This is a genomic window from Kitasatospora phosalacinea, from assembly GCF_030268885.1.
In the GTDB taxonomy this organism is placed as follows: Bacteria; Actinomycetota; Actinomycetes; order Streptomycetales; family Streptomycetaceae; genus Kitasatospora; species Kitasatospora phosalacinea_C.
The window spans coordinates 50,204-61,039 of record NZ_BSSA01000041.1 but is presented as its reverse complement, the minus strand read 5'-3'; the positions used below and the strand labels follow the sequence as shown (position 1 = coordinate 61,039).

Below are 10,836 nucleotides of genomic sequence, written 5' to 3'. Positions count from 1 at the left end.
GGGAGGGATAACCGCTGAAAGCATCTAAGCGGGAAGCCTGCTTCGAGATGAGCACTCCCACCTCCTTGAGAGGGTAAGGCTCCCAGTAGACGACTGGGTTGATAGGCCGGATATGGAAGCCCTGTGAAGGGTGGAGTTGACCGGTACTAATAGGCCGAGGGCTTGTCCTCAGACGCTCGCGTTCACTGTGTGGTTCCCGGGTAGCGAACAGCTATCGCCGGCGAACAAGTAACACCACTTTCAACTGAAAAGTGTGTTCGCTGAATACCCGATAGGGTTTCGGTGGTCATAGCGTGAGGGAAACGCCCGGTTACATTCCGAACCCGGAAGCTAAGCCTCACAGCGCCGATGGTACTGCAGGGGGGACCCTGTGGGAGAGTAGGACGCCGCCGAACAATTCTTCAATAGGCCGAGGCCCCAGCGATTCGCTGGGGCCTCGGCCTTTTTTGTTGGGCATCAGGCGGACACGCTACGGCCGGCGGACGGCGCGGTCGGACACCCGGACGCGGTGTTCTGTCGCATGCCGGACAATGGACAAGGCGGACGTTCCGGACCCCGGTGGGGGCGGAGGCGTCCGGATCTCGCGCGCTGGTGTCGGTGGAACGGCAGTGGCGCCCTCGAACTCGCAGTGTGCAGAAGCAGAAGGAGTCACCAGCATGTCGAACCCGCCCCAGGACCGTCCCGAGCGCCGTAACGACGGCGGCCGGGGGTACGAGCCCAGGTCGCGCGGGGGCTGGTCGAACGACCGCGGCCCGCGTCGTGACGACCGTGGCGAAGGCGGCGGCTACCGGGGTCGTGACGACCGCGGTGACCGCGGTGGTGACCGCGGGGGCTTCCGCTCCCGTGACGACCGTCCGTCGTACGGCGGTGGCGGTGGCGGTGGTTACCGGGGCCGTGACGACCGCCCGCAGGGTGGTGGCGGCTACCGGTCGCGTGACGACCGCCCGTCGTACGGCGGTGGCGGCGGGGGCGGGTACCGCTCGCGTGACGACCGTCCGCAGGGCGGGGACCGCGGGGACCGTGGCGGCTTCCGTCGTGACGACCGTCCGCAGGGTGGTGGGTACCGGGGTCGTGACGAGCGCCCGCAGCGCAGCGGCGGGTACGAGCGTCGTGACGACCGTCCCCAGGGTGGCGGCTACCGTCCGCGTGAGGAGCGTTCGTTCGACGACCGTCCGCAGCGCAGTGGTGGCTTCGAGCGCCGCGACGACCGCCCCCAGGGCGGTGGCTACCGGGGCCGTGACGAGCGTCCGCAGGGCGGGGACCGCGGTGGGTTCCGTCCGCGTGAGGACCGTCCGTCGTACGGCCGCGACCGCGACGAGCGCCCGCAGCGCAGTGGTGGCTTCGAGCGCCGCGACGACCGCCCCCAGGGTGGTGGCTACCGGGGTCGTGACGAGCGCCCGCAGCGCAGTGGTGGCTTCGAGCGCCGCGACGACCGCCCCCAGGGTGGTGGCTACCGGGGTCGTGACGAGCGCCCGCAGCGCAGTGGCGGGTACGAGCGCCGTGACGACCGTCCCCAGGGTGGCGGCTACCGTCCGCTTGAGGAGCGTTCGTTCGACGACCGTCCGCAGCGCAGTGGTGGCTTCGAGCGCCGCGACGACCGCCCCCAGGGCGGTGGCTACCGGGGCCGTGACGAGCGCCCGCAGGGCGGGGACCGCGGTGGGTTCCGTCCGCGTGAGGACCGTCCGTCGTACGGCCGCGACCGCGACGAGCGCCCGCAGCGCAGTGGTGGCTTCGAGCGCCGCGACGACCGCCCCCAGGGCGGCGGCTACCGCGGTCGCGACGAGCGCCCGCAGCGCAGCGGCGGGTACGAGCGCCGTGACGACCGTCCGCAGCGCGGTGGTGGCTTCGAGCGCCGTGACGACCGCGGTGGTTACCGGGGCGGGCGGGACGACCGCGGCGACCGGGGCGGCTTCCGCGGCGGGCGGGACGACCGGCCGCGCGGCGGCGGGTACGACCGGGACCGCGGTGGGTACGACGAGCGGCGGCAGGAGCCGGTGAAGCGGCTGCCGATCCCGGACGACGTGACCGGGTTCGAGATCGACGCGGACGTCAGGCAGGACCTGAAGAGCCTGCCGAAGACGCTGGCGGACGACGTGGCGCGCAACCTGGTGATGGTGGCGCGGCTGCTCGACAGCGAGCCGGAGGAGGCCTACAACTACTCGCGGGTCGCGCTGCGGCTGGCCTCGCGGGTGGCGAGCGTGCGCGAGGCGGCCGGGTTCGCCTCGTACATGACGCAGCGGTACTCCGAGGCGCTGACCGAGTTCCGGGCGGCGAAGCGGATGACCGGGCGGGTCGACCTGTGGCCGGTGATGGCGGACTGCGAGCGCGGTCTGGGCCGGCCGGAGCGGGCGCTGGCGATGGCCGGTGAGCCCGAGGTGAAGCAGCTGGACAAGGCCGGCCAGGTCGAGATGCGGCTGGTCGCGGCCGGTGCCCGGGCGGACCTGGAGCAGTTCGACGCGGCCGTGGTGACGCTGCAGAGCCCGGAGCTGGCGTCCTCGGCGATCCACCCGTGGACGGCGCGGCTGCGGTACGCGTACGCGGACGCGCTGATCGCGGCGGGTCGGGCGGACGAGGCCCGGGAGTGGTTCGTGAAGGCCGTGGAGGCGGACACGGACGGGTCGACCAACGCGGCCGAGCGGCTGGCGGAGATCGACGGCGTGGAGTTCACCGACGCGCTCGACGAGGAGTCCGAGGACGGGGACGAGGGCGCGGAGGCCGTGGAGCCGGTGCGCCGTCAGATCGACAAGGACGACGTCGGCGACGACCGGATGATCTTCGAGGACGAGGAGGACGTCGAGGAGTTCTACGACGAGGACGACCTCGAGATCGACGAGGACTACGACGAGGACTCGTTCGAGGAGCAGCCGAAGCAGGGCTGACGAGCAAGCGGTGAAGGCCCCCGTTCCGGGTAGGAGCGGGGGCCTTTCCCGTGGGCCGGGCGGGTGGCTCAGCCGAGTTCGAGGGAGCGCAGGACCAGTCCGGTGGCCGGTTTCGGGCCGAAGGAGGTGGACTTGCGGGGCATGGTGACGCCCTGTTCGGCGAGGCGGCGCACGACGCGTTCCTCGACGGGGTGGAGCAGGACGGCGGTGCCGCCGGTGCGGGCGGCTTCGCGGACGGCGGCCTCGGCGGAGTGCAGGTAGCCGATGTGCTCGGGGCTGTCGGGGACGTGCCAGGTGCGGTCGAGCAGGACGGAGTGCAGGACGGTGGCGTCCAGGCGGCGCCACTCCTCGGGGCGGTCGCGGCGGACGGCGGCGGCGAGGGTGGCCTCGTCGGGGCCGGTGAGGAGGTGGAAGCGGCCGTCCCCGGCGGTGAGGACGAAGGAGTTGCCGGGCGCGTGGTGGGCCTCGGCGAGGGCGTGCAGGGCGTCGGGGAGGGTGCCGGGCAGTTCGGCGACCTGCCAGGCGGCGGGGTCGAGGGCGGTGAGCGCGGCGTCCAGCGGGAGGCGCTGCAGGACGCGGTGGATGGCGCGGACCCGCAGCGGGTAGCGGTCGGTGTCGACGAGCAGGACCAGGCCGCGGTCCCAGGGGCTGCGGGGCAGGTGGCGGTGCTCGCGCTGCAGCCGCAGGTACATCTCCCAGCGGTGGTGGCCGTCGGCGATCAGGGCGCGGCAGGTGGCGAGGTCGCGGGTGACGGCGCTCAGGTCGGCGGGGTCGGTGAGGGCCCACAGGCGGTGGTGGGTGCCGTCGCTGGTGGTGGTGGCGAGCAGCGGGTCGGTGGCGGCGGCGCGTTCGATGACCTCGGCGGCGCGGCCGTGGCCGCGGTAGGTGAGCAGCAGCGGTTCGAGGTTGGCCCGGGTGGTGCGCATCAGGCCGACCCGGTCGGCGACGGGCTTGGGCATGACGTCCTCGTGCGGGAGGACGACGCCCGCTTCGGGGCCGCTGACGGCGAGGGCGCCGATCAGGCCGCGCTGGAGGGTGCCGGAGGGGGTGCGCTGCTCGTAGACGTACAGGGCGGGGCGCGGGTCGGCGGCCAGGACGCCCTGCTGGCGCCAGTCGCGGAGCAGGCGGGCGGCGTGCCGGTAGCGGGTGTCGCGGTCGGGGCGGTCGCTGGCGTCCTCGGGTTCGGGGCGGGGCAGGATCAGCCGGACGATGTTGTGCGGGTCCGCGGTCTCCAGGTCCAGGCGCCGTCCGGGGTCGACCACGTCGTACGGCGGGGAGGTGACCGCGGCCAGGTCGCCGACCCGGTGCGGGTCGTAGCGCAGGCCGCGGAACGGGGACAGGGAGAGCCCTGCGGTGGCGACGTGCCCGGGGTCTCCGGGGCCGCCCGAGGGCTCGTTGCCGGTTTCGGCACGAGGGGCGCTCATTCTGGGCATGTTAGCCGGGTAGTCCTTGTTGGGAGATCGCGATGAGGACGGACGGCCGGGCCAGGGGCGCCGGGCGGGGCGAGCAGGGAAGCGGGGTAGCGGCGATGGGCGACCGGGCGTACGAGGGTGGCAGCGCGGACGGGGGCGGGAACGGCGGCGGGAACGGCGGGGTGCCGGGCGGCGGGGTGTACGACTGGTACCGGCGCGGGGTGCGGCTGCTGGAGGAGAAGCACCCGGCGGCCGCGGTGCAGCTGCTGGCGCGGGCGGCGGAGGCGGAGCCGGGGTCGGGCTCGATCCGGGAGGCGCTGGCGCGGGCGCAGTTCGACGCGGGGCAGTACGGGCAGGCGCTGGAGAGCTTCCGGGCGGTGGCGGAGGCCGACCCGTCGGACGACTACGCGCAGTTCGGGTGGGGGGTGTCGGCGGCCCGGCTGGGCGACTTCGAGACCTCGGCGGAGCACCTGGCGCTGGCGGTGGCGATGCAGCCGGGCAACCGGCACTACCAGGCGGCGCTGCGGCAGACCAGGGCGACGCTGGCGGCCCGGGCGGGGGCGTACGGCCCGCTGCTGCCGGGGGCGCCCGGGTACCTGGCGCCCCCGGAGGACCCGGCGGCGCCATAGGGTGGCGGTGTCCGTGCGGTGCGGGGTGACCCGGGCCGGGGACTTCGGTACTTCGAGGTGAGCGAGGGTGGAGCAGCGATGACGGAGAACGCCGCGGCGGTGCGGAAGGTGCCGGGGGCCAGTGCGGTGGCGCTGACGGAGGCGTACGACACGGCGCTGCTGGACCTGGACGGGGTGGTGTACGCCGGGCCGCACGCGATCGTCCACGCGGTGGAGTCGCTGGAGCGGGCGCGGGCGGCCGGGATGCGGCTGGCGTACGTCACGAACAACGCGTCGCGGCCGCCGCGGGTGGTGGCCGGGCACCTGACGGAGCTGGGCGTGCCGGCCGAGCCCGCGGACGTGATCAACTCGGCGCAGGCGGCGGCGCGGCTGGTGGCGGAGAAGGTGCCGGCCGGGTCGCGGGTGCTGGTGGTCGGCGGGGCGGGGCTGGTGGAGGCGCTGGAGGAGCGCGGGCTGGTGCCGGTGCGTTCGCTGGAGGACGACCCGGCGGCGGTGGCGCAGGGCTACGACCCGTCGGTGGGCTGGACGGACCTGGCGGAGGCCGCGTACGCGGTGGGCCGGGGGCTGCCGTGGGTGGCGTCGAACACCGACCTGTCGATCCCGACGGCGCGCGGCGTCGCGCCGGGCAACGGGACGCTGGTGGCGGCGGTGCAGGCGGCGACCGGCGTGGTGCCGGAGGTGGCGGGCAAGCCGCTGCCGCCGATGCACCGGGAGACGGTGCTGCGGACGGGCGCGAAGCGTCCGCTGGTGGTCGGGGACCGGTTGGACACCGACATCGAGGGCGCGTTCAACGGCGGGGTGGACTCGCTGCTGGTGTTCACCGGCATCGCCACGCCCGAGCAGGTGCTGGCCGCCGCGCCCGAGCACCGTCCGACGTACCTGGCGGAGGACCTGCGGGGCCTGCTGGAGGCGCAGCCCGAGGTGGCGGCGTTGGGCGGCGGCCGGTTCGGCTGCGGCGGCTGGACGGCGGCCGCGGACGGCGGCGTGCTGGCGCTGGACGGCGCGGGCACCCGGATCGACGCGCTGCGGGCGCTGTGCGCGGCGGCCTGGACGTGGGCGGACGCGCACGACGCCGCCGCGGACTCGGCGAAGGCGCTGGCGGCTCTGCCCGCGGCGGGCTGACGGCCGGTGGACGGCGGGCCGGAGCGGGTAGGCCCCGGGGCGGCTCGAGTCGTCCTCCGGGGGTGGGACGGTGCGCGGACGGGGAGGCGTGGCGGCAGCGGTCGGCTGCGCGGTGCTGCTGGTGTCGGCGCTGGCGGGGTGCACGTCCGGGCCGAGTCCGGCGTCCGACTCGGCCTCCGGGGAGGCGTCGCTCTCGGTGGACGACGCCGTGCGGCTGATGTCGGAGGAACTGGTGGGCGAGCCGGTGCTGCCGGATTCGGTGCACCAGGCCGGTCTGCTGGGCGGCGCCCGGCTCTTCGCCTGGACGCTGTCGGACGGTCGGCGCTGCCTGGGCGCGCTCCATCAGGGGGCGTTCCTCTGCCTGCACGCGGCTGCCGACCCGCCGGTGTCCGGGCCGCTGGTCCGGATCACCTCCAGCGCGCTGTACGAGCGGCGCTGGCTGCTGGTGCTCGACGTGGACGGGGAGCGGGTGGCGGGCGCCTCCTGCGGCGCGCAGCCGGAGACGCTGTTCGACCTGGGCGCCGACCAGGTGGCGGGCGGCGTCCGCCGCACCTACGTCCTGATGGGCGAGTCCCTGCCGGTGGGCCCGATGACGCCGCGGGTGCTCCGGGACGACGGCACGGCGCAGAGCGTGGAGCCGCTGGAGTGGTCGGGCCCGGCGTCCGCCCCGGGACTGGAGCGGCAGGCCTGCTGACCTGCCGTTCCCGTCCGGCCGGGCCGGGGGTTCAGAGCAGGGTGCGCAGGCGCAGCAGGTCGCGGAAGCTCGCGTCGAGCTTGAGGCGGCCGGTGGCCCAGGCGGTGGGGAAGGAGAGCCGGCCGTCGACCAGGGCGACCAGGTCGTCGCCGGTGGTGGTGAGCCTGATGTCGGCCTTGGCGGCGGGCGGGCCGGGGGCGTCGGTGATGCCGGTGAGCTGCCCGTCGGCGAGGCGGCCGGTGAAGGTCAGGTCGAGGTCGGTGAGGTGGCAGCTGAGGGAGCGGTCGAGGGCGGCCGCCTTGCGGATGTCGCCGCCCGCGGCCGCCAGGTTGCGGCTGAGCTGTTCCAGCGCGGTGCGGCACTCCTCGGTGGTGGCCATGTGTGCGGCTTGCTCCCGTCGGTGGTCGTTCGGCGCTCCACGCTAGCGCAGCACCGTACGGCGACGGCCGGGAACGGGTAGCGTCGGTGCGGGAAGCCGTGCGGACGGCCGGTCGGAGAGCCGGCCGCAGAGGAGGCAGACGGATGCTGCAGGACGCGGTGCGGGGTGTGCGGGGCGTACTGGTGGCGGCGGCGGAGATCGCCGAGGAGGCTGGCCGCCGGGTGCTGGACACGGCCGGGGGGCTGATCCAGCAGGGTGGTGAACTGCCGCCCGGCGTCGAGCAGTTGCGCGTCCTCGCCGGGGAGGTGGTGACGGCCGGACGGGCCGGGGTCGACCTGGTGGCCGGGGTGGCCCGGGGCGAGGTGGAGCGGGTCTTCGAGAAGGTCGGCGACCAGGTGGTGAAGGTCGGCGTCGTCCTGAGCTTCCTGGAGTCCAAGCTCCGGGAGGTCGAGGAGCCGACCACCGCCGGGGAGACCGGGGAGACCGGGAAGCCCGAGGAGGAGCCGGAGGAGCGCCCCGTGGTGCGCCCGGCGGCCCGGGCCCAGGGCCTGTTCGACGCGGGCTGGGACGCGGAACCGGACGCCCCGGAGGAGGGCCCGGTGGAGGGCCTGGCGGAGGGCCTGGTGGAGCCGGAGAGCCTCCTGCAGCCGGAGGGCGCCTCGGCGGCCGCGGAGCGGAAGGCGGCGACGGCCCGCAGGACGGCCGCCCGCAAGCAGGCGGCCGGTTCGGCGTCGGACGTGCAGAAGGCCGCGGCGCGACAGGCCCCGGCGGTGGGCGGCGAGGGCTCGGCGGACGGCGCGCCCGCGGGCCCGCGACGGGCCCCGGCCCGCAAGGCGGCCGCCCGCAAGGGCGCGGCGGCCAAGCAGGCGACGGCGAAGCGCTCGGTGCCGCGCAAGCCCGCGGCCGGGTCGGCTGCGCCCTCGCCGCGGGTGGTGGCGGAGAAGGCGGCTGGGGAGGCGTCGGCTGCTCGGCCGTCGGTTCCGGCCGAGGCGTCTCCGAGTGCGCCGCTGCCCGCGAAGAAGACGGCGGCGAAGAAGTCGGCGGCGAAGAAGGCGGCTGCGGGGGAGTCCGTCGCGCAGTCGACGGTTTCGGCCGAGGCGTTCCCGAGTGCGCCGCTGCCCGCGAAGAAGTCGGCGGCGAAGAAGGCCCCGGCGAAGCGTTCGGCGTCCCGTGGGTCCGTAGCCGGGTCGGCTGCGCCCTCGCCGCGGGTGGTGGCGGAGAAGGCGGCTGGGGAGGCGTCGGCTGCTCGGCCGTCGGTTCCGGGCGAGACGTCTCCGAGTGCGCCGCTGCCCGCGAAGAAGACGGCGGCGAAGAAGTCGGCGGCGAAGAAGGCGGCTGCGGGGGAGTCCGTCGCGCAGTCGTCGGTTCCGGCCGAGGCGCTCCCGAGTGCGCCGCTGCCCGCGAAGAAGTCGGCGGCGAAGCGTTCGGCGTCCCGCAAGTCCGCGGCCGGGTCGGCTGCGCCCTCGCCGCGGGCGGTGGCGAAGAAGGCGGCGGTGAAGAAGGCGGCCGGGGAGTCCGTCGCGCAGCCGTCGGTTCCGGCCGGGGTGTCTCCGAGTGCACCGCTGCCTGCGAAGAAGGCGGCGGCGAAGAAGGCGGCGGCGAAGCGTTCGGCGCCGCGCGGGTCCGCGGCCGGGTCGGCTGCGCCCTCGCCGCGGGCGGTGGCCGAGCGCGCTGCCGCGTCCGCGGAGGGCGGCGTGGAGCCCGGGGCGGGTGGTGGCGGTGAGTGAGGGGGTCGTCCGTACGGGCGTGGCCGAGGTGGACGGGGCGCTGGACCGGCTGGGGGAGGCGGACGGGGTAGGGGCGGAGCGGTGCGCCGAGGTGTACGAAGATGTCCATGCGCGGCTCGCCGCGACGCTCGCGGCGCTGGACCGCGGGTGAGGTCCGTCCGATGTGGGAGCTGACGTAGCAGTGGCAGTGGCACGACGCCGTCTGGACGCGGAGCTGGTGCGCCGCAAGCTGGCCCGTTCGCGGGAGCACGCGAGCGAGTTGATCGCGGCGGGCCGGGTGACGGTGGGCGGGGCGGTGGCGACGAAGCCCGCGACGCAGGTGGAGACCGCGGCGGCGGTGGTGGTCGCCAAGGACGACGCGGACCCGGACTACGTGTCGCGCGGCGGGCACAAGCTGGCGGGCGCGTTCGCGGCGTTCGTGCCGCAGGGCCTGGTGGTGGCGGGCCGCCGGGCGCTGGACGCGGGCGCGTCGACCGGCGGGTTCACCGACGTGCTGCTGCGGGCGGGGGCGGCGCACGTGCTGGCGGTGGACGTCGGCTACGGGCAGTTGGCCTGGTCGTTGCAGAGCGACGAGCGGGTGACGGTGATGGACCGCACCAACGTGCGGGAGTTGACGCCGGAGCTGATCGGCGGGGAGCCGGTCGACCTGGTGGTGGGCGACCTGTCGTTCATCTCGCTGGGCCTGGTGCTGCCCGCGCTGGCGGGCTGCGCGGCGCCGGACGCGGACCTGGTGCTGATGGTGAAGCCGCAGTTCGAGATCGGCAAGGAGCGGCTGGGTTCGGGCGGGGTGGTGCGCTCGCCGGAGCTGCGGGCGGAGACGATCCGGCAGGTCGCGGGGCAGGCCCTGGCGGTGGGCCTGGGGGTGCGGGCGGTGGCGGCGTCGCCGCTGCCGGGGCCGTCGGGGAACGTGGAGTACTTCCTGTGGCTGCGCCGGGATGCGGAACCGCTGGATCCGGCGGCGGCGGACCGGGCCGTGGCCGAGGGGCCCCAGTAGGGTACTTGGCAGGCGTCCGGGCGTTGCGCAGACTGGCAGGTCGTGGCCGGGTCGCGGTGGCCCGGCGGGCGTAGGGAGAGGGCAGCGGGGAATGAGCGATCGTCGAACGGTCTTCCTGATCGCGCACACCGGCCGGGACGCGGCGCTGCGCAGCGTCGAGGGCCTGGTGGACGGCCTGCTGCGGGCGGGGATCCGGATCCGGCTGCTGGAGGCCGAGGCGGTGGGCCTGGACCTGCCGGACGGGGTGGAGCTGGTGCCCGGCGGGCACGGCGCGGCGGACGGTTGCGAGCTGATCCTGGTCGCGGGCGGGGACGGCACGCTGCTGCGCGGTGCGGAGCTGGCCCGCGAGTCGGGGCTGCCGATGCTCGGGATCAACCTGGGCCGGGTGGGTTTCCTCGCCGAGGCGGAGCGCGACGACCTGGCGACGGTGGTCGACCGGGTGGTGGCCGCCGACTACGAGGTCGAGGAGCGGATGACCATCGACGTGCTGGTGCGCACCAACGGTGACGTGCTGCACGAGGACTGGGCGCTGAACGAGGCCTCGGTGGAGAAGGCGGCCCGGGAGCGGATGCTGGAGGTGGTCACCGAGGTGGACGGCCGTCCGGTGTCGAACTTCGGCTGTGACGGGGTGGTGCTGTCCACGCCGACGGGCTCCACGGCGTACGCGTTCTCCGGGGGCGGGCCGGTGGTGTGGCCGGAGGTGGAGGCGCTGCTGATGGTGCCGATCAGCGCGCACGCGCTGTTCGCCCGCCCGCTGGTGACCTCGCCGGACTCGGTGCTGGCGGTGGAGGTGCAGCCGAAGACCCCGCACGGGGTGCTGTGGTGCGACGGCCGCCGCTCGGTCGAACTCCCGGCCGGGGCGCGGGTGGAGGTGCGCCGCGGCAAGACCCCGGTGCGGCTGGCCCGGCTGCACCGGGCGCCGTTCACGGACCGGCTGGTCGCCAAGTTCGCGCTGCCGGTGACGGGTTGGCGCGGCCGCTCGGCGCACTGACGCGGTAGC

Annotated in this window: 10 protein-coding genes and 2 rRNA genes; 10 read left to right on the top strand and 2 right to left on the bottom strand. The window is 75.3% G+C overall.

Annotated elements, in window-relative coordinates; genetic code table 11:
- The 3 genes from QSK52_RS36000 to QSK52_RS35990 all read left to right on the top strand — a co-directional run.
- Positions 1-170 (top strand): 23S ribosomal RNA (locus tag QSK52_RS36000); the annotation flags it as partial.
- A 108-nt stretch (positions 171-278) separates the two neighbouring features.
- Positions 279-395, top strand: a 5S ribosomal RNA gene (gene rrf / locus QSK52_RS35995).
- Positions 396-2,003: 1,608 nt separating this feature from the next.
- Positions 2,004-2,879 carry a tetratricopeptide repeat protein gene (locus QSK52_RS35990; RefSeq protein ID WP_435053456.1) on the top strand — a complete coding sequence of 292 codons (876 nt, stop codon included), beginning with the start codon at positions 2,004-2,006 and terminating at the stop codon, positions 2,877-2,879.
- A 68-nt stretch (positions 2,880-2,947) separates the two neighbouring features.
- On the opposite strand, the gene QSK52_RS35985 is transcribed toward QSK52_RS35990, so the two are convergent.
- The gene (locus tag QSK52_RS35985) at positions 2,948-4,303 is read right to left on the bottom strand and encodes a DUF1015 domain-containing protein (protein ID WP_285740477.1); all 1,356 of its coding nucleotides are present in this window, start codon (positions 4,301-4,303) and stop codon (positions 2,948-2,950) included.
- Between the two features lie 104 nt (positions 4,304-4,407).
- Between QSK52_RS35985 and QSK52_RS35980 the strand changes: the two genes are divergently transcribed.
- From QSK52_RS35980 to QSK52_RS35970, 3 genes are all read left to right on the top strand, one after another.
- Positions 4,408-4,920: a tetratricopeptide repeat protein gene (locus QSK52_RS35980; protein WP_285740476.1), complete on the top strand. Its 513-nt coding sequence runs from the start codon at positions 4,408-4,410 to the stop codon at positions 4,918-4,920.
- Positions 4,921-4,998: 78 nt separating this feature from the next.
- Complete coding sequence (locus QSK52_RS35975) at positions 4,999-6,042, top strand: HAD-IIA family hydrolase (RefSeq protein ID WP_285740475.1); 1,044 nt, start codon at positions 4,999-5,001, stop codon at positions 6,040-6,042.
- A gap of 88 nt (positions 6,043-6,130) precedes the next feature.
- Positions 6,131-6,736: a hypothetical protein gene (locus QSK52_RS35970; RefSeq protein WP_285740474.1), complete on the top strand. Its 606-nt coding sequence runs from the start codon at positions 6,131-6,133 to the stop codon at positions 6,734-6,736.
- 31 nt (positions 6,737-6,767) lie between these two features.
- Here the strand turns inward: QSK52_RS35970 and QSK52_RS35965 are convergent, their stop codons facing one another.
- A complete protein-coding gene (locus QSK52_RS35965; protein ID WP_285740473.1) occupies positions 6,768-7,115 on the bottom strand; it encodes an alkyl sulfatase C-terminal domain-containing protein in 348 nt (115 codons plus the stop codon).
- Between the two features lie 143 nt (positions 7,116-7,258).
- Between QSK52_RS35965 and QSK52_RS35960 the strand changes: the two genes are divergently transcribed.
- The 4 genes from QSK52_RS35960 to QSK52_RS35945 all read left to right on the top strand — a co-directional run bounded on the left by QSK52_RS35960 (position 7,259) and on the right by QSK52_RS35945 (position 10,827).
- Entirely contained in the window at positions 7,259-8,842 is a 1,584-nt protein-coding gene (locus tag QSK52_RS35960) for a hypothetical protein (protein WP_285740472.1), read from the top strand.
- On the top strand, positions 8,835-8,993 hold the full coding sequence (locus tag QSK52_RS35955; protein WP_285740471.1) for a hypothetical protein: 159 nt from the start codon (positions 8,835-8,837) through the stop codon (positions 8,991-8,993). The genes QSK52_RS35960 and QSK52_RS35955 overlap by 8 nt, the downstream gene beginning before the upstream one ends.
- 36 nt (positions 8,994-9,029) lie before the next feature.
- Positions 9,030-9,836 carry a TlyA family RNA methyltransferase gene (locus QSK52_RS35950; RefSeq protein WP_285740470.1) on the top strand — a complete coding sequence of 269 codons (807 nt, stop codon included), beginning with the start codon at positions 9,030-9,032 and terminating at the stop codon, positions 9,834-9,836.
- Between the two features lie 91 nt (positions 9,837-9,927).
- A complete protein-coding gene (locus QSK52_RS35945) occupies positions 9,928-10,827 on the top strand; it encodes an NAD kinase (RefSeq protein ID WP_285740469.1) in 900 nt (299 codons plus the stop codon).
- Positions 10,828-10,836: the final 9 nt, after the last annotated feature.